Annotated in this window: 19 protein-coding genes; 14 read left to right on the top strand and 5 right to left on the bottom strand. The window is 66.2% G+C overall.

What is annotated here, in order from left to right:
- The first annotated feature begins 9 nt into the window (after nt 1-9).
- The 6 genes from AC3RCJ_RS11955 to AC3RCJ_RS11980 all read left to right on the top strand — a co-directional run bounded on the left by AC3RCJ_RS11955 (nt 10) and on the right by AC3RCJ_RS11980 (nt 6,366).
- Nucleotides 10-1,545, top strand: a complete 1,536-nt coding sequence (locus tag AC3RCJ_RS11955; RefSeq protein WP_492960213.1) for an NYN domain-containing protein — start codon at nt 10-12, stop codon at nt 1,543-1,545.
- An 85-nt stretch (nt 1,546-1,630) separates the two neighbouring features.
- Entirely contained in the window at nt 1,631-2,248 is a 618-nt protein-coding gene (gene trhA / locus AC3RCJ_RS11960; RefSeq protein WP_492960215.1) for a PAQR family membrane homeostasis protein TrhA, read from the top strand.
- Between the two features lie 69 nt (nt 2,249-2,317).
- Nucleotides 2,318-3,199: a LysR substrate-binding domain-containing protein gene (locus tag AC3RCJ_RS11965; protein WP_492960217.1), complete on the top strand. Its 882-nt coding sequence runs from the start codon at nt 2,318-2,320 to the stop codon at nt 3,197-3,199.
- 24 nt (nt 3,200-3,223) lie between these two features.
- Nucleotides 3,224-3,481 (top strand): hypothetical protein, encoded by a 258-nt coding sequence (locus AC3RCJ_RS11970; RefSeq protein WP_492960219.1) that lies wholly within the window; start codon nt 3,224-3,226, stop codon nt 3,479-3,481.
- 64 nt (nt 3,482-3,545) lie between these two features.
- Nucleotides 3,546-3,869, top strand: a complete 324-nt coding sequence (locus AC3RCJ_RS11975; protein ID WP_492960220.1) for a hypothetical protein — start codon at nt 3,546-3,548, stop codon at nt 3,867-3,869.
- A 55-nt stretch (nt 3,870-3,924) separates the two neighbouring features.
- Entirely contained in the window at nt 3,925-6,366 is a 2,442-nt protein-coding gene (locus AC3RCJ_RS11980) for a membrane-bound PQQ-dependent dehydrogenase, glucose/quinate/shikimate family (protein ID WP_492960222.1), read from the top strand.
- A gap of 74 nt (nt 6,367-6,440) precedes the next feature.
- On the opposite strand, the gene AC3RCJ_RS11985 is transcribed toward AC3RCJ_RS11980, so the two are convergent.
- Entirely contained in the window at nt 6,441-9,317 is a 2,877-nt protein-coding gene (locus AC3RCJ_RS11985) for a bifunctional diguanylate cyclase/phosphodiesterase (RefSeq protein WP_492960224.1), read from the bottom strand.
- 148 nt (nt 9,318-9,465) lie between these two features.
- The gene (locus AC3RCJ_RS11990; RefSeq protein ID WP_492960226.1) at nt 9,466-10,257 is read right to left on the bottom strand and encodes a spermine/spermidine synthase domain-containing protein; all 792 of its coding nucleotides are present in this window, start codon (nt 10,255-10,257) and stop codon (nt 9,466-9,468) included.
- Between the two features lie 232 nt (nt 10,258-10,489).
- Here AC3RCJ_RS11990 and AC3RCJ_RS11995 point away from each other — a divergent pair, with 232 nt between their 5' ends.
- The 7 genes from AC3RCJ_RS11995 (at nt 10,490) to AC3RCJ_RS12025 (ending at nt 17,440) form a co-directional block, all read left to right on the top strand.
- Nucleotides 10,490-10,765 carry a hypothetical protein gene (locus AC3RCJ_RS11995; protein ID WP_492960228.1) on the top strand — a complete coding sequence of 92 codons (276 nt, stop codon included), beginning with the start codon at nt 10,490-10,492 and terminating at the stop codon, nt 10,763-10,765.
- A 37-nt stretch (nt 10,766-10,802) separates the two neighbouring features.
- Complete coding sequence (locus tag AC3RCJ_RS12000; RefSeq protein ID WP_492960230.1) at nt 10,803-11,954, top strand: GGDEF domain-containing protein; 1,152 nt, start codon at nt 10,803-10,805, stop codon at nt 11,952-11,954.
- 108 nt (nt 11,955-12,062) lie between these two features.
- Nucleotides 12,063-13,145: a calcium:cation antiporter gene (locus AC3RCJ_RS12005; RefSeq protein ID WP_492960232.1), complete on the top strand. Its 1,083-nt coding sequence runs from the start codon at nt 12,063-12,065 to the stop codon at nt 13,143-13,145.
- Between the two features lie 159 nt (nt 13,146-13,304).
- Nucleotides 13,305-14,762, top strand: coding sequence for a Ppx/GppA phosphatase family protein (locus AC3RCJ_RS12010; RefSeq protein WP_492960234.1), 1,458 nt, complete (start codon nt 13,305-13,307; stop codon nt 14,760-14,762).
- A gap of 92 nt (nt 14,763-14,854) precedes the next feature.
- A complete protein-coding gene (locus tag AC3RCJ_RS12015; protein ID WP_492960236.1) occupies nt 14,855-15,529 on the top strand; it encodes a hypothetical protein in 675 nt (224 codons plus the stop codon).
- Between the two features lie 67 nt (nt 15,530-15,596).
- The gene (gene fdhD / locus AC3RCJ_RS12020; RefSeq protein WP_492960238.1) at nt 15,597-16,424 is read left to right on the top strand and encodes a formate dehydrogenase accessory sulfurtransferase FdhD; all 828 of its coding nucleotides are present in this window, start codon (nt 15,597-15,599) and stop codon (nt 16,422-16,424) included.
- Nucleotides 16,425-16,678: 254 nt separating this feature from the next.
- Nucleotides 16,679-17,440, top strand: a complete 762-nt coding sequence (locus tag AC3RCJ_RS12025) for a GNAT family N-acetyltransferase (protein ID WP_492960240.1) — start codon at nt 16,679-16,681, stop codon at nt 17,438-17,440.
- Here AC3RCJ_RS12025 and AC3RCJ_RS12030 read toward each other — a convergent pair whose 3' ends face one another.
- From AC3RCJ_RS12030 to AC3RCJ_RS12040, 3 genes are all read right to left on the bottom strand, one after another.
- Nucleotides 17,441-22,876, bottom strand: coding sequence for a CHAT domain-containing protein (locus tag AC3RCJ_RS12030; protein WP_492965592.1), 5,436 nt, complete (start codon nt 22,874-22,876; stop codon nt 17,441-17,443). It lies immediately after the preceding gene.
- 282 nt (nt 22,877-23,158) lie between these two features.
- Nucleotides 23,159-23,446, bottom strand: a complete 288-nt coding sequence (locus tag AC3RCJ_RS12035) for a hypothetical protein (RefSeq protein WP_492963115.1) — start codon at nt 23,444-23,446, stop codon at nt 23,159-23,161.
- 192 nt (nt 23,447-23,638) lie between these two features.
- Nucleotides 23,639-24,331: an ABC transporter ATP-binding protein gene (locus AC3RCJ_RS12040; RefSeq protein ID WP_492963117.1), complete on the bottom strand. Its 693-nt coding sequence runs from the start codon at nt 24,329-24,331 to the stop codon at nt 23,639-23,641.
- Between the two features lie 320 nt (nt 24,332-24,651).
- Between AC3RCJ_RS12040 and egtD the strand changes: the two genes are divergently transcribed.
- The gene (gene egtD, locus AC3RCJ_RS12045; RefSeq protein WP_492963119.1) at nt 24,652-25,644 is read left to right on the top strand and encodes an L-histidine N(alpha)-methyltransferase; all 993 of its coding nucleotides are present in this window, start codon (nt 24,652-24,654) and stop codon (nt 25,642-25,644) included.

The following is a 25,644-nucleotide window of genomic DNA, read 5'->3' on the forward strand; positions in this document are numbered from 1 at the left end:
TTCACCCTTATGGCGTCATCCCCAGAAAACCTCAGCATGGCCGTGTTTTGCGACTTCGAGAACGTCGCGCTCGGCGTGCGAGATGCAAATTACGAAAAATTCGATATCAAGCCCATCCTCGAACGCTTGCTGCTGAAGGGCAGCATTGTTGTCAAGAAGGCATATTGCGACTGGGACCGTTATAAAAGTTTCAAGGGCACCATGCATGAGGCGAACTTCGAACTGATCGAAATCCCGCACGTGCGCCAGTCCGGCAAGAATTCGGCCGACATCCGCCTGGTGGTCGATGCCCTGGACCTGTGCTACACCAAGGCCCACGTCAACACCTTCGTCATCATCAGCGGCGATTCCGACTTTTCGCCGCTGGTGTCGAAACTGCGCGAAAACGCCAAGCAGGTGATCGGCGTGGGCGTCAAGCAGTCGACTTCCGACCTGCTGGTGGCGAACTGCGACGAATTCATTTTCTACGATGACCTGGTGCGCGAAAGCCGCCGCACGGCCGCCAAGCGCGATGCGCGCGAAAGCCCGGCTGCTGCCGCCAAGCGCTCGCCCGACGAGGAAGTGCGCCGCAAGGAAAAATACGAGTCGCGCAAGACGGAAGCGATCGAGATGGCCGTTGCCACCTTCGATGCGCTGGTTTCCGAGCGCGGCGACAGCGGCAAGATATGGGCCTCGATGCTGAAGGAAGCGATCAAGCGCCGCAAGCCCGATTTCAGCGAATCGTATTACGGTTTCCGCACCTTCGGCAACCTGCTGGAAGAAGCGCAGACGCGCGGCTTGCTGGAATTTGGCCGCGATGAAAAGTCGGGCGCGTATGTCTATCGCAGCAGCGGCCTGGCGGCCGTGCCTGCCCCGGATGCCGTGCCGGCGAACATGGAAGCGGCCGGCGATGCCGACGCCGCCGCGACGACCGAAGACGGTGGCCGCGACAGCGGCAGCCGCCGCGATTCGCGCCGCAATGGCCGTGGCGGACGCAAGCAGAACGAGCATCGCCGCGGCGAAGCGGCGCCCCAGGCCTTCGTGCCCGTGGCCGATGCCGAGGCATCCGTCGTCATCGTCGACCAGTATGCGCAGGAGTATGCGCAAGCGCCGCAGCCGGAAGGAGGGCTGGAAGTGGCCCAGCCGGTCGAGGCGCCGGGCGAAGACGCCAGCGCGGAAGGCGGCGCCAAGCGCGGTTCGCGCCGTAATGGCCGGGGCGGACGCAAGAATGGCGATGGTGGGCGCGAGGCGCGCGTCGTGGCCGATGCCGCCGACGTCGCGCCGGCGCCGGTTGCCGAAGCAGTCCCGGTGCCCGAGCCGGTGAGCGAGGCCGTCGCCGAGGTGGTGGCCGACGCGAAGCCGAAGGCCAAGCCGCGCACGCCTGCCCGCAAGGCGGCTGCGGCGAAGAAGCCGGCCAAGAAGGCGGTCGACGCCGTGGTGGAAGCGGCGCCTGTCGTCGAGGCGGCGCCGGTGGAAGTGGCCGTCGTGGCGGAAGACAAGCCGGCCAAGGCGCCGCGCAAGACGCCGGCGCGCCGTCCCGCGCGCAAGAAAGCGGAAGAAGCTTGATTGCAACCCCAAAGCAAGAACTGGGGTCGGACCCGTCGGGTCTGACCCCGGAATTTTGCGGCGTCTCGATACGCTCGGCTTAAGCATGTATCACGGCGAACGCTTCAACAGCATTTCCCATACGGTGGGCGCCGCGCTGGCGGCCATCGGCGGCGTCATCCTGATCGTCGCGGCGGCCCGCACGGGCGACCCGTGGAAGATCGTCAGCTGCAGCGTGTATGCGGCCATGCTGCTCACGCTCTACCTCACCTCCACCCTGTATCACAGCGTGCGCGGCAAGGCCAAGGCCGTGCTGCAGCGGCTTGACCATTGCGCCATCTATCTGCTCATCGCGGGCACCTACACGCCGTTCATGCTGGTGACCCTGCGCGGGCCATGGGGCTGGTCGCTGTTCGGCGTCGTCTGGGGACTGGCGCTGCTTGGCATCGTGCAGGAATATGTGTACGCGAAAGGCGCGCGCATCCTGTCGCTGGTGATTTACGTGGCCATGGGCTGGCTGGTCGTCATCGGCATCAAGCCGCTGCTGGCGGCGCTCGCATGGAACGGCTTCCTGTGGCTGGTGGCGGGCGGGCTGTGCTACACGGGCGGCATCGTCTTTTACGCCACCGACCACAAGCTGCGCCACGGCCACGGCATCTGGCATTTGTTCGTGCTGGCCGGCAGCAGCTGCCATTTCATCGCCATTTTGTTCTACGTTGCCTGACCTAGTCCCTTGCCCTCACTGTTGCCGCAATTCCATTATAATGGCGGGATATGTGAAAAAAAGGCAACAATGGATATCAATTCGGACGATCTGAAAATTTTCGTCACCGTCATCGACAGCGGCACCCTGAGCGCGGCCGCCGTGCACCTGGGACAAACCACCTCGGGCGTCAGCCGCGCCCTGTCGCGCCTGGAAGACAAGCTGGCCACCTCGCTGCTGACGCGCACCACGCGGCGCATGGAGCTGACGGAAGAGGGCCAGCTGTTCCTGGACAAGGCGCGCGCCATCCTCGCCTCGATGGAGGACGTGGAAGAGTCGATCCGCATCCGCCGCCAGAAGCCGGCCGGGCGCCTGTGCGTGGACGCCGCCTCGCCCTTCATGCTCCATTGCGTGGTGCCGCACGTGGCCGAGTTTCGCGCCATGTATCCGGACATCCGCCTGGAGCTGACCAGCAACGACCAGATCGCCGACCTGCTCGAGCACCGTACCGACATCGCCATCCGCATCGGCGCCCTGGTCGACTCGACCCTGCATGCGCGCCCGCTGACTGCCAGCCCGCTGCACGTGCTGGCCACGCCCGCCTACCTGGCGCGCCACGGCGTACCCGACACGCCGGAAGCGCTGTCCGGCCATGCGCTGCTGGGTTTTGCGCAATATGAACTGGGCAATCACTGGCCGCTGCGCCACGAAGCGGGCAACAGCCTGCAGATCGTGCCTGCGCTGGCCGCTTCCAGCGGCGAAACCCTGCGCCAACTGGCGTTGCATGACCAGGGCATCGTCTGCCTGTCCGACTTCATGACGAAGGACGACATCGCGGCCGGCCGCCTGGTGCAGGTGCTGCAGCCGTTCTACACGGGCTACCGCCAGCAGATCCACGCCGTGTATTACCGCAATACGCAGCTGGCGCAGCGCATCAGCTGCTTCCTCGAATTCCTGCAGCACAAGCTGTAGGCCCTGAGCATGCAGGAGACCGGCATGCAATGTCCCTCCTGCGACGAGTACGGCGACCTGCTGCGCGCCACGGTCCGCAAGACGGGGCAACAGGTGATCGTCTGCTCGGAATGCGATTTCGTGTGGCCGCATCCGGGGCAGCCTTTCGACTGGGCCCGCGCCACGGACGTGGCTTCCCTGCTGGCGCAGTCCGGCCTGGACGACGACTGGGACGAGCTCGAACTTGGGGCAAGGCTGGCGGCGCCAGCCGCATTTCCCGTAGTACTACGTAAATACAAATGAATAGTTCAAGAGTATAGTGTTCATTCGTACAGTATTCATCGGATCCTGAAATCGACGCACGCATTTGCGCCAGGCCGTGCGGGGGCATGTCCCCGTCGCCTGGCATCTTACGCAAAGCGCATGCATCGACCTGGCCGCGATGATGCCGGACGGCGTGCTGCATGCCGTGCCGATGGTCGACGCGCTGGTGCGCCGGCGCAGCGGCGACGGCGCTGGTGCGCATGACGGTGGTGCTGATCAAAATGATGAGCGACTCCCCGACCCCGAGCCGTTTTTTTGTGCTCTTTCTCCTGGACCCAGGCGCCGCCCCAAGCGCCACCTTGATCCGCTGATCCCACAAAAACATTCGATCATGCCGGCACTGCCGTTATCTCTCTTGTCACCTTGAGCCTGCCGCACATGGCTCGGATGGCTGCGTATAGACTAACGGAGTACAACATAAAATGATGAATGATCTTCATTCAACACCAGGGAAATTTTCAGCAGCGGATCTCGGCAGAATAGTCTTCTCCCTTGTCGTTGCCATCGTGGCGCTGGCCTTGCTATATGGCGGCGGCAAGCTGGTGGGGCTGGGCGGATCGAGCTACTACCTGATCGCCGGTTTCGCCTATCTGGCACTGGCCATCCTCCTCTTCTTGAAAAAGCGCAGCGGCGCGCCGCTGTCCGTCGCCATCTTCCTGGCCACCTGTGCCTGGGCCTTGTACGAGGTTGGCCAGTTCAGCTACTGGGAACTGCTGCCGCGCGTCGTCGTGCCGGCCGTGATCCTGATGTGCAGCCTGTGGGTGGGCGCGGCCTTGCCGGGCAGCTCCCGGGGCCAGCGCCGCTTGGCGAACTGGTGCGGCCTGGGCCTGTTCGCGGCCCTGGCCGCCACCCTGGTCGCCGCGTTTTTCCCGCATGGCGTGATCTTCGATCCTTCCGCCACTGCCGCCACGGCGGACCGCTCCGCCGCGCCGGACGGCGCGCCCGAGAACTGGGAATTCTTTGGCCGCGATGCCTCGGGCACCCGCTTCGCCCCCTATACGCAGATCACGCCGGGCAACGTCAAGGACCTGCAAGTGGCCTGGACCTACAGGACCGGCCGCCGCACCACCGGCGCCGGCGCCGGCGTCGATGAAAACACCCCGTTGCAAATCGGTAATGTGCTGTATTCGTGCACGCCGGAAAACCTGGTGACGGCCCTCGATGGCGACACGGGCAAGCCGCTGTGGAAATTCGATCCGCATGCCCGGAGCGCGGAGCACGTGACGTGCCGTGGCGTCGGCTATCACGACATCGACAAGGACAGCAGCCTGGGCGCGGCCGTCAAGGCGTCGTATGGCGCGCAGCAGCAATGCCGCCAGCGCATCCTGGTCTCGTCCGTCGATGCGCGTTTGTTCGCGCTCGATGCGCATACGGGCGCCCTGTGTTCGGACTTTGGCGACAAGGGCTATGTCGACCTGAAGAAAGGCATGGGACCGACGGAAAACAGCAAGCGCTATCACCCCACCTCGCTGCCCGTCGTCATGGGCCACCTGACGGTGGTCGGCGGCTGGGTGCGCGATATCGTGGCCGGCGAGCCGTCCGGCGCCGTGCGCGCATTCGACGTGCTGACCGGCAAGCTGGTGTGGGCCTGGGACGTGGGCGCGCCGGAGAGCGCCGATACCACGGCGCCGGCGCACCAGTTCGCGCTCGATACGCCGAACGTGTGGACCGTGCCGACCTATGACAAGGCCTTGAACCTGCTGTACCTGCCTACCGGCAACGGCCCGCCCGACTACTGGGGCGGCGACCGCAACGCGGTCAAGGAAAAATTCGGCTCGGCCATCGTGGCCGTCGATGCCTCGACCGGCAAGGCCAAATGGGTCTACCAGATGGTGCACCACGATGTGTGGGACTTCGACCTGCCGTCGCAGCCCGTGCTGTATGACATGAAGAATGCCCGGGGCGAGAAAACGCCGGTGCTGATCCAGACCACCAAGACGGGCCATATCTTCGTGCTGGACCGCCGCACCGGCAAGCCCTTCACGGAAGTGCAGGAGCGCGCCGTGCCGACCGCGCCGGCCGCCCATGGCGAGCATCTGTCGCCGACGCAACCGTACTCGGTCGGCATGCCCGTCATCGGCGCCGAGCCCCTGACGGAAAAATCCATGTGGGGCGTGAGCACCTTCGACCAGCTGTACTGCCGCATCCTGTTCAAGGATTCCGTCTATGTGGGACCGTTTACGCCGCCGAGCGAAAAGCCGTATATCGAATGGCCCAGCCTGTTGGGCGGCATGAACTGGGGCGGCATGTCCATCGATGAAAACACGGGCATGATGTTCGTCAACGACATGCGCATGCCGCTGCGCATGTCGCTGGTGACGCAGGAAAATACGAAGAAATTCAAGGTCTCGACCGACGAGGTGCCCGGCTTCATGGGGACCATCCGTCCGCAAGTGGCCGGCATCTATGGCGGCATCAAAATCGATATCATGCAGTCGCCGCTGGGCGTACCGTGCAACAAGCCGCCGTTCGGCAGCATGAGCGCCATTGACCTGAATACACAGAAACTGGTGTGGCAGGTACCGCTGGGCACGGTCAAGGATACGGGCCCGCTGGGCATCAAGACGCACTTGCCGATCCCGCTGGGCATGCCCACCCTCGGAGGCCCGACGTCGACGGCGTCCGGTCTGGTGTTCTTCGCCGGCACGCAGGATTACTATTTGCGTGCGCTCGATTCGGCCACGGGCAAGGAAGTCTGGAAGGCGCGCCTGCCGGTGGGCGCCGTGGCCGCTCCGCTAATCTACAAGTCGCCGGCCAGCGGCAAGCAGTACGTGGTCATTTCCGCGGGCGGCACGAGCCATTCGCCTGACGTGGGCGACTACATCATTGCCTACGCCTTGCCGGACAATCTCATCGAGAAATAAGCGGCTATCCCGTTGTGCCCAATAATCCCCACTTGCTGGGGATTATTTTTGCCCGGGTCACGGCGCTTGCCCGCCTAGGCCAGCGCGATCGTCTCGGCTCTCAGCAGCTGTTCCACCTCGTGCGCGGGCAGCGGCCGGCTGAAATAAAAGCCCTGCGCCTCGTCGCAGCCGTGCTGGCGCAGGTAGTCCAGCTGTTCCGCCGTTTCCACGCCTTCGGCCACCACGCGCAGTTTCAGATTGTGCGCCAGCGCGATGATGGAAACGACGATGGCCGCATCGTCGGCGTCGCGCGCCACGTCGTTGACGAAGCTGCGGTCGATCTTCAGCACGTCGATGGGGAAGGTGCGCAGGTAGGCAAAGCTCGAATAGCCGGTGCCAAAATCGTCGATCGACAGCTGCACCCCCAGCGCCTTCATGTCGTGCAACTGGCTGACGGCCAGCGCCACGTCGTGCATGAACAGGCTTTCCGTCAGTTCCAGCTCGAGGCAGGCGGGCGCCAGGCCCGTTTCAAGCAGCACCTCGTCGATCGAGGCGACCAGGTTCGGCTCGTTGAACTGGCGCGCCGACAGGTTGACGGCCAGGCGCAGCGTGCCCAGCCCCGCCGCATGCCAGGCCTGCATCTGCGCGCAGGCCTGGCGCATGACCCAGGCGCCGATCGGCACGATCAGGCCCGTATCCTCGGCCAGCGCGATGAAGCGGTTCGGCGCCACCATGCCCAGCTCCGGGTGCTGCCAGCGCAGCAGCGCTTCCACGCCGACGATGCGCCCGCTGGCCAGGTCCAGCTGTGGCTGGTAATGCAGCACGAACTGCTCGCGTTCGAGCGCATTGCGCAGCGCCGTCTCGATGCGCAGGCGCTCCAGCGTGGCCTGGTTCATGGCCGAGGTATAGAACTTGATGTTGTTGCGGCCCTGCTTCTTGGCGCAATACATGGCGATATCGGCCTGCTCGATCAGGTTTTGCGTCTCGCCATTGAGCGTGACGTCGCCGGGCGCGTCGTAGCGCGAGAGGTCGTAGACGGCCACGCCGATGCTGCAGGTGACGAAAAATTCCTTGCCATCGAGGACGACCGGCTGGGCCACGGCATCCATGATGCGCTGCACGATGGCATTGCTGAGCACTTCGTCCGCCTGTTCGCACAGGATGGCGACGAATTCGTCGCCGGACAGGCGCGCCACGGTGTCGCTTTCGCGCAGGCTGGCCTGCAGGCGCGCGGCGATGGTCTTGAGCAGCAAGTCGCCGGCCTTGTGGCCGAGGCTGTCGTTGACGAATTTGAAGCGGTCCAGGTCGATCAACAGCACCCACAACGCGCGTCCCTTGCGGCGCGCCAGCGCCATCGCCTGCGCCAGGCGGTCGCGCAGCAGGGCGCGGTTGGGCAAGCCCGTCAGCACGTCGTGGTGGGCGATATGCTGGATCTGCTGCTCGGCCAGCTTGCGCTCGGTGATTTCCGAGCCCGTGCCCCGGTAGCCGTGGAATTCGCCCAGCTCATTGAACAGCGGCTCGCCATTGATGCTGAACCAGCGCAGCTGCCCATTGCGGTCGTGCATCGCATATTCGAGGTTGAAGAAGGGCAGGTGGGCTTCCAGGTTGGCGATATGCTGCTTGCCCCAGCGTGAATTGCGCATTTCCGGGTTGTTGTCCCAGCGCGTCATGCCGATGAAGCGTTCCAGCGGCATGTTCGACTTGTCCGTGAAGCCGCTGGTGATGTGCGTGAAGCAGAAGTTCGCATCCTGTTCCCAGTACCAGTCCGAGGATAGCGCCAGCAGGCGGCGGAAACGCTTTTCGCTTTCCTGCAGTGCCCGTTCCGTGCGCTGGCGCGCACGCACGTCGGCGCTCAGCAGTTCATTGCTGCGCTTGAGGTCGGCGGTGCGCTGCTCGACCAGCAGCTGCACCCGGCGCGAGCGCTGCGTCAGCGATTGCACGAAGGCGGCCGTCAGCAAGCTGAACAGCAATCCCGCGATGACGGTGAACAGCGAGCCCAGGTGGTCGGCCAGGAAGGGGCGCGGATGGGCGGTCACGCGCACGTGCCAGGGGCGGCCGGCGGCCAGGAAGGCGCTGTCATAGCGGCTGTGGTAGGCGAAATGCAGCCAGCGGGGCAGCGATTGCCAGCCCTTGTCCGAGGTGTCGGCCGCTACCTGGCCATGCTGGAAGATGCGCTGCGCGGGATCGGCGCCCGCATCCGCATAGACGCTGATTTCCAGCTGCGGATCGGCCAGCAGGTCGGCGCCGGCGAGGATCTTCTGCACCAGTTCGCCCGCGCGGATGACCGCCGCCGTGTCGCCGATCAGCGCCGCGCGGCGCTGCCGCACCGTGTGCAGCGGCATGCCCTGGCGGTACACGGGGCGCAGGATGACGAAGCCCCGCTGCGGCCCTTGCGCCAGTGCCAGCAGGCCGGTGGCGGTGGTCTGGCCGCTGATCAGCGACTGCTCGAGCGCGCCGGCCAGCAAGCCGTCGGGACGCACGTTCAGGCCAAAGGCGGGCTGGTTGCCCTGCAGCGGCTCAAGGTAGTCGACGATCAGGTAGGTCGCGTGCTCGGCCACGGGATGGATGGTGCCGTCGCGCATTTCCGTCATGGCGTAGTCGGGCATGATGCGCCGCAGTTCGGCCTCGAAGGCGGCGCGCTGCGCATGCGGCACGAGGCGGTGGAAATTGAAGGCCTGGATGAACGGGTGGCGCTGCAGCAGCGGCGTGGTGAAGTCGTGGAACTGTTCCCGCGTGACGGGCACGATGGCGGCAAACAGCTGGTTTGTCGTGGTCAGCACTTCCACCGCGTCGTCGAGCCCCTGCTCGATGGCGGCCACGCGGGCGCCTGCGCGCTGTTGCAGGCTCAGGCTCATCTTGTCGTACTCGAGCTGGCTGATCGCCGCGAACAGCACGGCCGTGATGCTCAGACCGCAGGCAAAGGTCAGTGCGGCCGCGGCGGAAATCGACAATGGCAGGCGGCCACGCAACATGGGGATTCCTATCTCACTTCATGGACACAATCGTTTCGCGGCGCCTGCCGGCCCCGCGAAGGCCGTAGTTTGTCATAAACGCTAGCAACAGTGCTGATTTTGCGCCCACTCAGTGCCAATAAGCAACAATAATACGCGACAGGCTGGCTCACTGCGCCGGGCGAGTCTCGCCTGGTGCCGCCTGGCGCGAACGGCGGCGCAGGCGCCACAGCTGCCATGGCGGCAGCAGGCGGTTCAGCACGGCCATCCGCGCCAGGCGGCGCCAGCGCACCAGCCGGACGACGCGCAGGGCGCGCCCGGGCGTATCGCGCCCGGGCTTGGCCGCGAAGACGATGCGGTTATTGCCGGCGATGCCATCGAAGTGGCACACGGCGCCGCGGAAGGTCAGCATCAGGCGCGCCAGCATGGCCGGGTAGTGCTCGTCATAGCTGAACAGGTTGGCCACCAGTACGCCGCCGGGCAGCAGCGCGCGCAGGCAGTCCGCATAAAAGCGCGCGCTGCCCAGAGCCGGCGGCAGGCCCGTTTCGTCGAAACCGTCGAGCAGCAGCACGTCGGCGCATCCCGGGTGCTGGCGGATATAGCTGACGGCGTCGGTTTCGATGATGCGCAGGCGCGCATCGTCGGGCGGCACCATGAATTGTTCGCGCAGGGCGATCACGTCGGCGCGCAATTCCAGCACGGTGATGCGCGCCTGGGGCAGGTGGCGGTGGCAGAATTTCAGCAGCGAGCCGCCGCCCAGGCCGACCATCAGGATGTGCCTCGGACGCGGCACGAACAGGGTGAAGCACATCATGGCGCGCGCGTAGCGCAGCAGCAGGTGGTCCGGGCGCGACAGCAGCATTTCGCTCTGGATCATGCCTGGCCTGAATTCCAGGCGGCGCCGGTCGCCGCAGGTGTGCACCAGGGGAAGGTCGAGGCTGTTTTCCGTGGTGTCCGGCATGGCTTGGCTTGGCTGGGTTGGATTCTGTGCGATGTTTTGTTGCATTCAGAGAAATCTGATAAGCTCCCGTGAGCATACCCGATTATAATCCGCACAGTCCGCAGGGCGCGGCGGCGGTGGGCTGGCCACCTGCCGTCTGACGCGCAGTCCGGGACCTGGTTCCGGATGCAATGCAGGGCATTACACGACGCGTGGCGGCCAGGCCGCCCGCTCGGGCACCATGGAGACAAGCATGTTTTTGGATCACCCCATTATCACGGCCACGAATAGTTTTACCGAGCCCGACCGCATTGAGCGGCTCACCCGCGTGTATGGCTATGCGGCGGCGCTGGCCGACCAGGCCGCCAATTTCGGCTTTATCGAAAAAGTGGCGCAGATCCACGATCACAAGGGTACCCTGATCGTCTTCTGGCATGAAGTGCCCACCGAGGTGGAAAAACAGTATTTCGTGCAGGCCTGGGCCAGCAAGGTGGGGGACGGCAGCACCAATGTCGAGCACGAAATTTGACATGAGACGCCGCCGCGTGGCGGCGATAGCGTAGCCCATGGATATCAAGACCCTGGTACTGGCGCTGGCGCTGGGCAATCTGAGCCTGTGCGCGGCCCTGTTCTTCTTCGAATACGAGCGCAAGAAGTCGCTCAGCCTGTCCACCTGGGCGGTGGCCAAGCAATGCCAGGCCATCGCCTGGTGCCTGCTGTACTTTCGCGGCGTGCTGCCCGATTTCCTCTCCATTTTGCTGGGCAACAGCCTGCTGTTCGCCGGCATGGCGCTCGACGCGGGCGCGCTGTGGCAGGCGGCCGGGCGCGGCGGCTGGCGCCGCCATCTGCTGCCGGCGCTGGGCGTGGCCATCGCGCTGTTCGCCGCCTGCTACCTGTTCGACGTGGCGCCGCTGCTGCGCAGCGCGGGCGGCTCGCTGATCGTCGCCGGCTTCTTCCTGTCGGGCGTGGCCGCGCTGTGCCTGAAATGGCGCGAAGCGAGCATGCTGCGCCGCTTCCTCGTCGTCAGCATGGGCATACTGTCGCTGCTGATCGCCGCGCGCGGCGTGCTGGCCGCCAGCATGCCCGGTTTCGACGCGGAGCTGATGCAGCTGGCCGGCTTCGGCGCGCTCTACCTGATGATGCTGACGAACGGCTTCGGCTACCTGCTGCTGTCGCGCGAAAAGCTGGGCAGCGAGCTGGCGCGGCTGGAAGTGCTGGACACGGCCACGGGCGTGCCGAACCGGCGCGGCTTTTACCAGGCGCTGGCGCCGTGGATGGCGCTGGCGCGCCGGCCCGGCCTGCCGACGGCGCTGGTGGTGCTCAATATCGACCATTTCAAGCGGGTCAACGACAGCTATGGCCATCCGGTCGGCGACGCGGTGCTGAAGGCCATCGTCGACACCTGCCGCCAGCAGCTGCGCGACAGCGACCTGATGGGCCGCCTGGGCGGCGCCGAATTCGCCATCCAGCTGCCGCGTACCAACCTGGTCGACGCGCTGATGGTGGCCGAGCGCATCCGCGCCGCGGTGGCGGCGCTGCCCGTCAAGACCGAGCGCGCCGTGCTGCAGCTGACGGCCAGCCTGGGGGTGACCACCATCCGCGCCGAAGACAGCACCGTCAGCCTGTTCAAGCGCGCCGACGAGGCGCTGCAGGCGGCCAAGCAGGCGGGCCGCAACCGCGTCATGGAAGCGCAGGAGCGCGCCACGCCCGATGCGTGATGCTTCTAACTTTCATTTAAGCTAAGCAAGTTATGCTGTGGGATGCACGCTGGGTCCCTCATGTCGTCCGCACCGCAGTTCCCCTTTTTTACTCTTGCCAGGCCCATAATGAAAATGCTTAAATCCCTGCCTGTATGGCCGCTTGCCGCCCCCCTTGCCGGCTGGCTGTTCCTGTTCGGTTCCACGTTCAATGTCGGCGGCGCCTACCAGATCCTGCTGGTGGTAGGCCTGATCGGCAGCGTGCTGGCCGCCGTGTATCACGCGGAAGTGGTGGCGCACCGCATCGGCGAACCATATGGCACGCTGGTGCTGGCGCTGGCCGTGACGCTGATCGAGGTGGCGCTGATCGTCTCGCTGATGCTGGCCGGCGGGCCGGAAACGACGGGCCTGGCGCGCGACACCGTGTTTGCCGCCATCATGATCATCCTGAACGGCATCGTCGGCATCTGCCTGCTGCTGGGCGCCGGGCGCCACAGGGAACAGACTTTCGGCCTGCTGGGCGTGAGCGCCTCGCTGGCCACCCTGGCGGCCATCGCCATCTTGACCCTGGTGCTGCCGAACTACACCTCGAGCGCGGCGGGACCGTACTACAACTCCAGCCAGCTGATCTTCATCGCCGTCATCTCGCTGGTCCTGTACGGCACCTTCGTGCTGGTGCAGACGGTGCGTCACCGCGATTACTTCCTGCCCAAGGAAGCCGTCGGCGACGAAGAGGTGCATGCGGCGCCGCCCACGCCGACGGTGGCCTGGGTCAGCGCCGGCGCGCTGCTGGTCTGCCTGGGCGCCGTGGTGCTGCTGGCCAAGTCGCTGGCGCCCGCGCTGGAGACGGCGATTGCCGCCATGGGCGCGCCGAAAACCCTGGTCGGCATCGTCATCGCCGCCATCGTGCTGCTGCCGGAGGGCTTGGCCGCCGTGCGCGCGGCGCGCGCGAACCGCCTGCAAACGAGCTTGAACCTGGCGCTCGGCTCCGCGCTGGCCAGCATCGGCCTGACGATTCCCGCCGTGGTGGTGGTGTCGCTGGCCACGGGCCTGACGATCACGCTGGGACTCGATATCAAGTCGACGGTCCTGCTGCTGCTGTCGCTGATGGTGGCCACGCTGTCGCTGGGCACGGGCCGCACCACGGTGATGCAGGGCACCGTGCACCTGGTGATCTTCGCCGTCTATCTGTTTACCACCATCGTGCCCTAAGCATCGCGGCGGGCCGCCGTTTTGTCACAATCCTGTCACGCCGCTGTCATACGATGGCGGTAGTGTGGTAGGATTTTTAAATCGTTTAAATGATTTATATAGTTTGTCAACTTTTCCGCATACTGGCGCAAAGTGGCAATGACAAGACAAGAGGCTAGTATGTATGCAGCGGTGGACCTGGGGTCCAACAGTTTTCGTTTACACGTCGGCAGGCATGATGGCGACACCATCCGCGTCATTAAAAGCGTGCGCGACCCGATACGCCTGGCGGCCGGACTGGATGCCAACGGCGACCTGACCGACGCGGCCATGCAGGCGGCGCTGGCCTGCCTGCAGCGCTTCCGCGCCATCCTGGCCGGCTATGAACTCGATGCCGTGCGCGTGGTGGCCACTTCGGCCATGCGCGTGGCGCGCAATGGCGCCGTCTTTTTGCCGCTGGCCGAACAGGCCATCGGCTATTCGATCGAGATCATCTCGGGCGAGGAGGAGGGGCGCCTGATCTACATGGGTGTGGCCAATTCGCTGGCCATTCCCGGCGAACGCCGGCTGGTGATGGATATCGGCGGCGGCTCGACCGAATTGATACTCGGGCGTGGCCAGGATATCGAGCGCGTGGAGTCGTTCAGCCTGGGCACGGTCAAGCAAAGCCTTTCCTTCTTCATCGGCGGGCGCATCGACGCGCCGTCGTTCGAGGCGGCCATCCTGTCGGCGCGCAGCCATTTCGAGGATGGCGCGCCGCCATTCGGCCCGCAGTACTGGAAGACGGCATATGGCTCGTCCGGCACCATCCGCACCATCGCCGACATCATCGCGCGCAACAAGCTGGGCGACGGCCTGCTGTCCGGCCCCAGCCTCGATGCGCTGGTGCTGCGCTTTATTGAACTGGGCCACACCAGCCGCATCGACATGCCCGGCCTGCGTCCCGACCGCGCCAGCACCATCGTGGGCGGCCTGGCCATCTTGATCGGCCTGTTCCGCGAACTGGCGATTCCCGTCATGACGCCGATCGAGGCGGGCCTGCGCATGGGCGTGATGTGGGATTTGTACCTGCGCTCGACCAAGCGCGACCGCCGCGAGCAGTCGGTGCAGGGCTGCATGGAGAAATTCCATATCGACCAGCGCCGCGCCGGCAGGGTGGCCGAGCAGGCGCTGGCCATGTACGCCCAGCTCAAGCCCACCTCGGACGCGCTGGTGAAATGCCTGCGCTGGAGCAGCCTGCTGCACGAAGTCGGCCTGGCTGTCTCGCAGACCGGCTACCACAAGCATGCGGCCTACATCGTTGAAAACGCCGACCTGCCCGGCTTCACCACGCGCGAACAGAAGATCATGAGCCGCCTGATCCTGGCGCAAAAGGGCAATCTGCGCAAGATCGGCGAAGTGCTGGCCGATGCCGATTTCGCCAAGGCCGTGCTGGCGCTGCGCCTGTCCATCCTGCTCATGCATGCGCGCATCGAAGCCGACTTCAGCGAATTGCGCCTGCGCATGAAGAGCCGCATCGATCTCGACATCAAGCGCGACTGGGTGGCGCATCACCCGACCGTGTCGTTCTGGATCGAAAAGGAACAGGAGTTCTGGGATGAGGTGGGGGTCGATTTCACCATACGCGCGAGCGCGTAGGCAGGGTGCATACTGCCGGGACTTGATGTGCAGCAAGCAAGATTTCAAAAAACAGTATATATTGTTTATATTCTTTTAAATTGGAAAAATCCATGACTAAAATCGTACCCGTGAAAAAAGACGCCGCTGCCCCCGTTTCGATGTTCCCGACCAGCGCCTCGATCAACGCCGCCAGCGCCAAGGCCGCCCCTGCGGCGCCAGTCAAGCCCGCCGCCGCAAAAACGGCGGCCGCAAAACCGGCCGTTGCCAAGCCTGCCGCTGTCAGGGCCGCCGTCGCCAAGCCAGTTGCCAAGGCCGCCGTCGCCAAACCAGCGGCCAAGGCCGCTGTCAAACCGGCCGCCAAACCGGCCGTGAAAACCGTTGCCAAGGTGGCGGCCAAGCCGGCGCCGAAGGCGCCCGCCAAGCCAGCAGCCAAGCCAGCGGCCAAGGCTGCTGCCAAGCCGGTCGCCAAGGCCGCCGCCAAGCCAGCCGTGAAAGTCGCCGCCAAGCCGGCTGCCGCGAAGAAGGCGCCGGTCGCCAAAGTTGCTGCAGTGAAAGAAAAAGCCCGCAAGCCCAAGCTGGTGCGCGACAGCTTCACCATGCCGGAAGCCGAGTATGAAGTGCTGGGCCAGGTCAAGAAGGCGTGCCTGAAGGCCGGTTTCGAGATCAAGAAAAGCGAATTGCTGCGCATCGGCGTGGCGCTGATCAGCCAGATCGACCTGGCGACGCTGCAAAACGTGCTGGCCGGCCTGCCGCAGCTCAAAACCGGCCGTCCGAAGAAGGATTGATGGCGCGGGCAGGGCTCGCCCCCTGCCTGGCCGTTCTGGTTTACCATGGGGCCTGTGATAGTTCCCCATGGTTGCCATGTCAGAAGAAACCCCTGTTGAACGCGCCGGCTTCGTCGCGCGCGCCATCGTCCGCCACCGCGCGGGCGTCTCCACCCCTGCCTTTGACCACGTCGCCGAGGAAATTCCCGTCGCGCTGGTCTTCAACGGCATTTCCCACGTCGTCATGATGGCCACACCGCGCGACCTGGAAGCGTTTGCCTGCGGCTTCGCGCTGACGGAAGGCGTGGTGGCATCGGCTGCCGCCATCTTCGATTGCGAAGTGTTGCTGCGTCCCGACTCCGCCGAAGTGGCGTTGACCATCGCCCAGGAGGACTTCGTGCGCCTGAAGGACCGGCGCCGCGCGCTGACGGGCCGCACGGGCTGCGGCGTGTGCGGCATCGACAGCCTGGAAATGCTGGATTTGCTGCCGGAAGCGCTGCCGCCGGCGCTGATCCGGGTCGACCTGCCCGCCGCGCTGGCGCGCGCATCAAGCGCTTTGCGCGAACACCAGGCGCTGATGCGCGAGACGGGCGGCGTGCATGCGGCCGCGTGGTGCACGCCCGATGGCGATATCGTGCACGTGTTCGAGGATGTCGGGCGCCACAACGGCCTGGATAAACTGATCGGCCATCTGGCGCTGCACGCTATCGACATGCGGCGCGGCTTTGTGTTCCTGTCCAGCCGCGGCAGCTACGAGCTGGCGCGCAAGGCGGCGCGCATGCAGATCCCGCTGCTGGCGACGATTTCCGCCCCCAGTTCGCTGGCCGTTTCCATCGCCACGCAGGCGGGCATGAAGCTGGTGGGCTTTTGCCGCCAGGATGCCTGGGTCGATTACACGCCGGCTATCCGCATCTGAACGCCCGCCGCTGGCAGCGGCAGCGGCACCGATTCCGATGTCGGCGCGCCACGCCGTCGTCCCCGGTGTGTGCCAGCAGCGCCGTCCGGCTGCCGGCCTGGTCTTTCATCCTCTCTTCCGGCTGGGCGAGTGTGGTAATTCTGCACGCAGCCTGCAGGGTATTGACTTGCGTCATGGAAATGACATTCGGCTGTCATTTTCCTGACATATTAGACAAGTACGCTGGAGTCGTCTTGATCACAGGGGATGAAACCATGCAAAACATAAGCGTGTCAAACGAAGCCAAGGCCCGGCCGGTGCAACTGGTGCTGAGCCAGGCCACTACAGCCGCTGAGTTGCGCGAAGTACAGCGTCTGCGTTACAAGGTGTTTATCGAGACCATGGGATTGAGCTCGCTGGCGAATGCCGATGGCCTCGACAGCGATGAATTCGACGCGCATTGCGATCACCTGATCGTGCGCGACGCCGATACCCTGAAGGTGGTGGGCACCTACCGCGTGCTGAGCGCGGCCAAGGCGGCCAAGATCGGCCGGCTGTATTCGGAAAACGAGTTCGACCTGAGCCGCCTGAACAACCTGCGCGGCCGCATGGTTGAAGCGGGGCGCGCCTGCATCCATCCCAAGTACCGCGGCGGCAGCGTGATCATGCTGTTGTGGTCCGGCCTGGCCGAATACATGCGCCGCGAGCGCTGCGACTACCTGGTCGGCTGCGCCAGCATCAGCCTGGCCGACGGCGGCCACAACGCCGTCGCCGTGTACCAGGCGCTGGCCGAAAAGCACATGGCCCCAAGCGAGTACCGCGTCACGCCGCACCTGCCTTTCCCCATCCACCAGGTGGAAGCGGCGCAAAAGCCGCAAGTGCCGCCGCTGATCAAGGGCTACCTGCGTTCGGGCGCGTGGATTTGCGGCGAACCGGCGTGGGACCCCGATTTTGAAAGCGCCGACATGTTCATGATGATGCCGCTGGCGAATCTGGACGAGCGCTATGCGCGCCACTACGGCGTGGTGCCCGGCTAGCTACTGCCGCAACTGGCCGTCGAGCGCCTGCAGCGCGCTGCGCAAGCCGTTTTCGCCGCCGTCGGGCGGCAGCAGTTCGAGCAGGAAGCGCAAGGGCGCGCCAAGCGCTTCCGGTTCGCCGATGCTGCCGTGGCGCCGCACGGCGTCGCGGTACAGCGCGAGAAACGATGCCCGCGCATCTGCATCGAAGGGCACGCCGTCCTGGGCGTGCCATAGCGCCGCCATCAGCGCGGCGCGCACGGGGACGCCGGCGTCGATGGCGCGGTGTTCTTCCGCATGGCGCTGCCGCGCATGGCCGATGGCGTCGTGCAGCAGTTCGTCGAGCCGCGGGTGCAAGGCCCGCCAGGCGCGGTCGTCGCCGTGGCTATGCAGCAGCAGGGCGCTCGTCAGCAACTGGAAGGTGAGGTCGCAGTCGGGCGTGCCGCTGCGCAGCCGCGCTTCGTCCAGGGCGGCCGAGCAGGCATCGTGCATGGCGCGCAGCGCCGGCGTGTACGCGGCTTGCGCGGCATGCTGCAGCCGCGCCTGCAAGGCCCAATAACGGCCCAGCAGCGCCAGGCGCTGCGCTGTGGGCGCCAAGGCGATCAGCAGGTCGATATGATGCTTGCCGTCTTGCATTAATTGCCGGCCCTGCGGCTTGTCGGGCACGGCCGGCACGTCGATGCCGGCACCCGCATCCAGGCCGCACAGGGCCGCGCCCTGGCGGATTTCCAGTTCCGCCAGGTGCGCCAGCGCGCGCAGGCCGACCTTGCCGTCGGCCGCGCTGTGCGCCGCCCGGTAATGTTCGATGGCCCGCAAAGTGTTGTCGAGTCCGCCGAGGCCGGCGCGCGTGGCGGCCATGTTTTCGCGAATGTCGGCGCAGCCGAAGAAGCGTGCGCGCACGGCGTCCTCGATGCGGCGCAGCCTGTCCTCGATGGCCGCGCGGCGTGCCGCATCGGCGCCCGCCAGGCCCGCGTGCAGGGTTTCCAGGTCGGCCAGCAGGTGGCCGTGGTAATGGTAGGCGGGCGCCTGCCACGGCCGGCTTTGCGTATTCGGGAAGCGGTAGCGGTCATCGCCATACGCCTGGTAGGCGCCCCAGGTGTTCGACGCCGGGAATTGCAGGTAGGCCGCCTCGCGCGCCAGGCGCACGGCATCGCCGAAGAATTCGCCGCCCAGCATGGCATGGTACAGGCTGTGCGCAAAGATGCTGGCCGCCTGGTCGTCGATGCGCCAGCCGGCCGCGATCACCGCCTGCGAGCCCATTTCGATGAAGGCGGTGGCCAGGCTGGCGGCCAGCTTGGACCAGGGAGCGATGGCGTCCTGGCGCATGTCGCCCAGGTGGCAGCAATTGATGAAGACGAATTGCGGCACCCGTTTGAGCTTGCCGACCTGCGCCGCCGTCAGGCGCGTCTTCGGTCCCAGCACCAGTCCCGTATGCGCGATGCCGGGGCCTGCCACCTCGCCGTGGCCGGCCAGGTGGATGGCGAAGTAGCGCTCGTCGAACAGCTGCACCAGCACCTGCTGCGCCTGCGGCCGTAGCAGTTCGCGCACCTGGTAGCCGTGCGCGCGGAACAGGCGTGCCACGTCTTGCGCTTCGGCCTGGGCGCCCGGCAGTTCGGGCAGGCCGGAATCGGTGTCGCCGATCACCAGCACGCCGTTGCCGGGCGGGCTGGCGGCAGGCGGCTGTTCGCGCAGGCTGGCCAGCTGGCGCACCATGCCGATGCGCGTTGACAGCGGGCTTTCCTCGCTGCCCGCCTCGTCGCGCATCAGTTCCCACGGATAGATGGCGGCGCTCTGGTCGACGGCCAGGACCAGGCCGCGCATCTCGGGAATGGCCGCCTTCAGGCCGTTGGGCAGCATCAGTTCGTACAGCGCGCGCGACAGGCCCGGCTGGTCGGTGCTGTTGTCGGTGGCATCCAGGATCAGGCCATCGACGGCTTGCCGCTGGTTCGGCTCCTCGTCGACGCTGTTGTGGGCGCGGTCCGTCAGCACGGTGAAGCGCAGCGCGCCGGAGAGATCCGCGGCGACGATCTGCACGCGGCGCCAGCCATTGTCGCCGCTCAGCGTGGGCAGGATGCGCCGGTAGCCGCCGGGGCTGTGGCGGATGCGCCGCTCGAACGTGAAGCTGCCCTGGTAGCGCGCTTCGGTCATGATCTGCTCGATGGCCACGGCGGCGGCGATGGCGCGCGCCTCGGACTGTTCGTAGATGGCGATGTGGCCGATGCGGCAGGCCATGCCCGCGTCTTCCAGGCGCCGGTTGGCGCTGCGCGCGCCGTCGATCAGGGCGCGCGCGCACAGTGCGATGCTCAGGCCGCCGTAGCCGGAACCGGACAGCAGGCTGGCCACGCGCAAGCCGTGCCCGCCCGGCGGCGGCGCCGCGCCGTGCTGTGCGGCGCGCACCTGCGTGCAGACGCAGGCGTATTCCAGCAGGCCGCCAGCGAAGGCGCGCGTCAATTCCCCTGGCGTCAGTTCGCCCAGCGGACCCAGGCCGATGACGATGGCGCCGCCGGGCCGTCGCGACGCGTCGGGCTGCAGCACCACCAGCGCGGAGTCCGGCCGCTGCGGGAAGCGCCCCAGCGCGTGGATTTCCTGCAGCTTGCCGGCCAGCAGGCGGTCGAGAAAACTCATGCTGCCGCGCAGCGACTCGTATGCGTAGCAGCCGCTCATGACGGGGGCGTCGGCCGAGGCCATGCTGCCGTGGATGACGGAGATGCTCAGGCGCGGCCGCGCGTTGGCCGGCGCGGCGGGCGGACGCGCCGCGCCGATGGCGGCGTCGAGCAGTTCCTGCGGCTGCGGATACAGCGGCGGCGCGTCGGGCGCATGCGGCCGGAAGCGGGGCGGGGCGCCGCCTGGCGCATGCGGCGGCTGCCGGGCAAGTTGCCCCCCGTGGCCGCTGTCGAGCAGCCCGGCGATGGCCGCATAGGCCGGCTTGTGCAGCAGCAGGTCGCCATGCGCGAGCGGCAGGTAGCAGGCCTCGACGCCGGGCGGAATGGCGCCTTGCCACGCCGTGCGCCCGTCGCCATCGGGGGACCAGGCCACCTCGATGGCGCCGTCGCGCAGGCGCAGCGCTTGCGGCGTGTCGGCGCAGCCGGCCAGGTAGCTGCAGTAGCGGGCGTCGGGCGGCGCGGCGGCCAGCAGATCGACGGTGGCGCGCGCGGCGCGCAGCGCGCCGGGGTCCGGCGCCTGCCAGCCGCCGGGCAGGCCGGCTTGCCGGTCGCCTGCGGCCAGCAGGGTCCAGGCGGCCGGGTCGAAATAATCGATATCGCCGGCCGTCGGCTGCGCGCGTGGCCACGGCAGCATTTCCAGCACGCCGGGGAAATCCCGCACGAAGCCGAGGAACTGGCGCCGCGTATGCTTCCAGCCTATCCAGCTGGCCAGCATGCGCACCAGCGGGTCGCGTCCCAGCAGCACCTGCACCATCGCCAGCGTGCCGCGGTTGGGCGTGCCGACCTGCAGCAGGCGGCTGCCGGCGATGGCGCCAAGGTGCGTCCAGCGGTCCTTCAGGGCCAGGCGCGCCACCAGCCCGCCCATGCCATGGGCGACGATCTGCAGCGGCTGGCCGCGCCGCTGCGCGTCGCGCAAGGCCTCGTCGAGCACGGGCAGGAAGGCCGCGCTGACGTCTTGCAGCGACAGGCGCCAGTCGTAGGTGTAGGGCCGCACTTCGCGGCTTTGCGCGAGGAACTGGGCAAACGGTTCGTAGCAGGACTCGAGCCAGCCGGCGCTGACGATGTGCGGTTGCCCGACCGCCAGGCGCTCGATGCGGCCCTCGACCAGGTTGACGGGATCGAACCAGATGCGGTTGCTGCCTACCTGCAGGTGGCTGCCCATGATGTCGGGCAGCAGCAGCACGATGGGGGCATGTTCGCGCCGTTTCGGCGCTTCGCCGCCGCGCGCCAGCACGCCATGCTCGGGGCCGGCCAGCGCCTGGTAGGCGCTGTCGTCGCCGGCCAGCGCCTGCAGGGTGGCCGTGCTGGACGGCGCGCGCTCGAAGTAGTTCAGGTGATGCACGCGGGGGCCGCGCAGCTGCAGCTGCAGCACCGGCGTGGTGCGCGTGGCGCCGCCGGCCATCGACGCGCAATTGACCACCAGGTCGCTCTGGCCGCCGTAGAACAGGTCGCCCAGGCAATCGTTCAGCCAGCCCAGCAGGCTGTCGCCGCTGCAGTCGCCTGCCAGCACGTGCAGCGGACTGGCCACGCGCACGTCGGGCGCGTTGAGCAGGGCCAGCAGCGGCGAGTCGGGCATCATCGCCTCGAGTCCCGGCAGGATGCGCGCGTCGCAGCGCTGCCGGACCAGGGCCAGCAGGAAGGGCGTGCCGCCATCGAGCATATCGGCCTGCGGCGCGTTTGCGCCATCGCCGTGCAGGCCCAGCACGGCCAGGTTGAACATCACGCTGGCCCAGCGGTCCAGCCGCCCGGACATCAGCGTGGTGCCGCGCGCGGGGCAGGCCACGCGCACGAAGCGGGCGATGGTGATGGCGCGCGTCTTCAATTCCAGGTTCAGTTCGCACAGGCGCGCCGCATCGTCCTCATGGCCGCTGCGTCCGCACAGGCGCGACTGGGCCGTGAAGTGTTCGATGTCGTGGCTGTTGAACGCTTCGCCGCCCACCGTGTTTTCGCTCAGGCGTCCGAGGCCGTCGCCGGCCAGGTCGACGGCGCCGCGGCTGTCGATGCGTTGCGCGCGCGCCAGCAGTTCGCCCACCAGGCCGCCGCGCGAATGCGCCAGCAAGTGCAGCACGGCGCCCGGCGGCAGCAGGCGCACCAGCGCCAGGGCGTTCTGGATCGGGCTTTCGCTGAGGCTGCGGTGTTCATAGCCATAGATGCGGTTGCCGTACAGGGCGGCCAGCTGCGGCGCCAGGCCGTGGCGCCACAGGGCGCCAAAGCTGCGCTGGGTCGACGACGCCGTGCCGTGCAATAGCAGCAGCACCGGTTCCGGCCCGGCCGGCAGGCTCGCCACGGGCGTCATGGCGCCGGCCTCCATGCCGCAGCGGTACAGGCCCAGGCGATGCTCCAGCTGGCGGTCCTGGAAGGCGCCGGCCGCCGCCAGCGCCGTCATGGCGCCGGCGCCGCTGCGGTACACGCGCAGCGCCCTGAGCATCCAGGCACCGAGGCCGTCGCGGCTGGCGCCGGGCGGCGGCCGCGCGCCTTGCGGATGCAGGGACAGGCCTACCTCGATGGCGGCCGGCTCCCCGTCGCGCGCGGCGGCGGGGCCCAGGTAGCGCGGCAGGTCAAGGCTGCCGGCCAGCAGCGAACTGCCATCGCACAGCAGCAGTTCGACCACGTCGTCGGCGCCGATGTCGAGCGTGACGCGGCTGCTGCCCATGCCGCGCGCGCCGGACAGCACATGCGTCTCGGCCTGCCAGCCGGGCGCCACGGGGCGCTCGCCGGCGCTGGCATGGGGGTCGCGCGTGAGCGTCAGGCGCAGGACGGGCAGCGCGGCCGGCAAAAGGGGATCGCTGGGCATGCTGGCGGCAATACGGAGTTAAAAGATGACCTTGATACGGGCGGCGCGGATGCGTGTTGCGGAAGATCAAGCAGGAGCGGAAAGGCGATGCGGCTGGCGGCTGGGGGAGAAGAACGGCGAGCGTCTGGCCAGAGAAACGAGCAGCATGGTTTGGGCTGGGCTTCTTCGGTATCGTGCTCGTGTGCTGTGCTCTATGGTGAGCGAACTACGCGAATTTCATGGCAAAAGTTCTTGGCGCCGGGGACCTGGGTGCCTGGCATGGCAATACAACAGCGAGACGGTTCAATGCACGTGGGTGGCGGACAGTTCCTTCAGTTCGCGGATGGTGATTTCCGATTTTTCATGCATGCGCAATAAAATCGTGGCACCGACCGACAGTTTGCCGTGCCGTATCTTGCTGATGATGGGGGGCTGGACTTCCAGCACGCGGCACAGTTCCGCATCATTTTTCAGATTCAGCTTTTCGATCAGGGTATCGAGCAGCTTGTTGGGCACAAAACTCGATGGTTCGAGCGCGCGCGCCCGGTTCATCGCTTCAATCATTTCCAGCTTCTTTTGCCGAACGTTCATTTACTCCTCCTTTAGGTTATGCAAGGGACGGGACCGCTACTGGTCCCGGCGATAGTTCGTCATCGCAATACGGCCATGCGGGTGACGTAGTACACCATTTGCAGTACAACATTCCTCTTAAAACATTGATAACCAGGCAAGTGATTTCAATAATACTACGATAACAAAACTTGTGATATATGGTCAGTAAAATTAACTGATTGTTTGATCAAATCGGTTGACGGTTGTTGTATTTTGTAATCCGCTCTTGGTCAAAATCATGGTCCTGTCCGCCATTTCGGCGGCGGCCAGCGAATGCGTGACCATGATGGCGCAACTGCCGTTGGCCTTGATTTCGGCGCGCAGCAATTGCAGGATGCCGTGCGCCGTGTCCGGATCGAGGTTGCCGGTAGGCTCGTCGGCCAGCACCAGCGCCGGCCTGTGCACGAGCGCGCGGGCGATGGCCACGCGCTGCATTTCGCCGCCGGACAGCTGCTGCGGAAAATCGCCGCCGCGGCCGCCCAGGCCGACGGCCTCGAGCATGCTGGCGGCGCGCTCCTGCGGCAGGCCGTTGAGCAGCAGCGGCAGGGCCACGTTTTGCAGCAGGGTCAAGTGCGGCAAGACGTGGAAGGCCTGGAAGATAAAGCCCATGCGGGCGCGACGCAGCCGGGTCGCGGCGGCGTCATCGAGGCTGGACATGGCAATGCCGTCCACCAGGATAGGGTGCGCTTCGCTACCCGCATCGGGCGTGTCGAGGCCGGCAATCAGATTGAGCAAGGTCGACTTGCCGACGCCGGAGTCGCCCATGATGGCGATGAATTCCCCCGCATGGAAGCGGCAGGAAAGGTTGGCCAGCACGGGACGCGCATTGGCATAGGACTTCGACAGATGACGCAATTCGAGCATGATGATGGCTATCGTAAAGGGAGGCACGCGGGGGAGAGGGGGGCCTGGAACTGCAATGGCGCGCGGATTGTTTGGCCGGCAATGTGTAGTATACGACAGGCTTATCATTTTTGCTGGGTAATACCACTTTTGTGTGCTTGCCGCGGCAAGCGGCACGTGTCGACCTTAAGTTACCTGTCGCACGGCTGGCTTGCGCGGATTCCGCTATGATGGAAAAAAGTCATCGGCAAAGGTGCCCGCAAGCCGCTGCGGCAGGGGCGGCGCGCCCGGTGGCCGACCGTGCAAGCCCTTCGTGAACCCCATATTGACGACGCCAGCCCATGACCATGCCACCCGCGCAGCACCTGTCCCATCCGCGCCACACCGACCGCCCGGCGGCGGCCGGCGCCACTCCCGCAACGATAGCCGAGATCAGCGCCGGCTTGCTGGCCCCGGCCGCCTGGACCTCGCCCAAGTACCTGTACGACGCGCTGGGCTCGAAGCTGTTCGAGGCCATCTGCGCCTTGCCCGAGTACTACCCGACGCGCACCGAGGCAGCCATCTTTGCCCGCCACGGCGCCGACATAGCCCATGCGGTGGGGCCGGGCAGCACGCTGATCGACCTGGGCGCGGGCAACTGCGCCAAGGCCGCCAGCCTGTTTCCACTGCTGCACCCGGCCCAGTACGTGGCCGTGGATATTTCCTATGATTTCCTCAGTGAATCACTGAGCCGGCTGCGGCAGCGCTTCCCGCACATCGAGATGGACGGCCTGGGCCTGGATTTTTCCAGCGGCCTCGAGTTGCCGGCCAGCGTGCGCGCCGCGCGCCGCCTGTTCTTCTACCCCGGCTCGTCGATCGGCAATTTTGCGCCTGAGCAAGCAATCGCCTTCCTGCGCCGCCTGCGCGCGAATGCCGAGGGCGACGGCGGCTTGCTGATCGGCGTCGACCTGATCAAGGACGATGCCATCCTCGATGCCGCCTACGACGATGCGCTGGGCGTCACGGCCGCCTTCAACCTGAACATGCTGCGCCACGTGAACGGCCTGGTCGGCGCCGACTTCGACGTGCGCGCCTGGCAGCACCACGGCTTTTTCAATGCCGACGAGAGCCGCGTCGAGATGCACCTGGAAGCGCGCAGCGAGCAAGTTGTCCATTGGAAAGGTGGTCAGCGGCGTTTCGCAAAAGGCGAACGCATCCATACGGAAGACAGCTATAAATATACGCGGGCCGGTTTCGTGGGCTTGCTGGAACAGGCGGGTTTTTCCACCGTGCAAGTGTGGACCGACCCGCAGCAGTGGTTTGCCGTCATTTACGCCAGAGTAATCCGGGATTAA

Source organism: Janthinobacterium sp. GW822-FHT07H11, from assembly GCF_058798615.1.

Coding starts and splice junctions, on each gene's coding strand:
- AC3RCJ_RS11955 (WP_492960213.1), top strand. CDS start 10: ATGGCGTCATCCCCAGAAAACCTCAGCATGGCCGTGTTTTGCGACTTC.
- AC3RCJ_RS11965 (WP_492960217.1), top strand. CDS start 2,318: ATGGATATCAATTCGGACGATCTGAAAATTTTCGTCACCGTCATCGAC.
- AC3RCJ_RS11985 (WP_492960224.1), bottom strand. CDS start 9,317: ATGTTGCGTGGCCGCCTGCCATTGTCGATTTCCGCCGCGGCCGCACTG.
- AC3RCJ_RS12005 (WP_492960232.1), top strand. CDS start 12,063: ATGAAAATGCTTAAATCCCTGCCTGTATGGCCGCTTGCCGCCCCCCTT.
- AC3RCJ_RS11980 (WP_492960222.1), top strand. CDS start 3,925: ATGATGAATGATCTTCATTCAACACCAGGGAAATTTTCAGCAGCGGAT.
- AC3RCJ_RS12030 (WP_492965592.1), bottom strand. CDS start 22,876: ATGCCCAGCGATCCCCTTTTGCCGGCCGCGCTGCCCGTCCTGCGCCTG.
- AC3RCJ_RS11995 (WP_492960228.1), top strand. CDS start 10,490: ATGTTTTTGGATCACCCCATTATCACGGCCACGAATAGTTTTACCGAG.
- trhA (WP_492960215.1), top strand. CDS start 1,631: ATGTATCACGGCGAACGCTTCAACAGCATTTCCCATACGGTGGGCGCC.
- AC3RCJ_RS11970 (WP_492960219.1), top strand. CDS start 3,224: ATGCAATGTCCCTCCTGCGACGAGTACGGCGACCTGCTGCGCGCCACG.
- AC3RCJ_RS12035 (WP_492963115.1), bottom strand. CDS start 23,446: ATGAACGTTCGGCAAAAGAAGCTGGAAATGATTGAAGCGATGAACCGG.
- fdhD (WP_492960238.1), top strand. CDS start 15,597: ATGGTTGCCATGTCAGAAGAAACCCCTGTTGAACGCGCCGGCTTCGTC.
- AC3RCJ_RS12000 (WP_492960230.1), top strand. CDS start 10,803: ATGGATATCAAGACCCTGGTACTGGCGCTGGCGCTGGGCAATCTGAGC.
- AC3RCJ_RS12040 (WP_492963117.1), bottom strand. CDS start 24,331: ATGCTCGAATTGCGTCATCTGTCGAAGTCCTATGCCAATGCGCGTCCC.
- AC3RCJ_RS12015 (WP_492960236.1), top strand. CDS start 14,855: ATGACTAAAATCGTACCCGTGAAAAAAGACGCCGCTGCCCCCGTTTCG.
- AC3RCJ_RS12010 (WP_492960234.1), top strand. CDS start 13,305: ATGTATGCAGCGGTGGACCTGGGGTCCAACAGTTTTCGTTTACACGTC.
- AC3RCJ_RS12025 (WP_492960240.1), top strand. CDS start 16,679: ATGCAAAACATAAGCGTGTCAAACGAAGCCAAGGCCCGGCCGGTGCAA.
- AC3RCJ_RS11990 (WP_492960226.1), bottom strand. CDS start 10,257: ATGCCGGACACCACGGAAAACAGCCTCGACCTTCCCCTGGTGCACACC.
- egtD (WP_492963119.1), top strand. CDS start 24,652: ATGACCATGCCACCCGCGCAGCACCTGTCCCATCCGCGCCACACCGAC.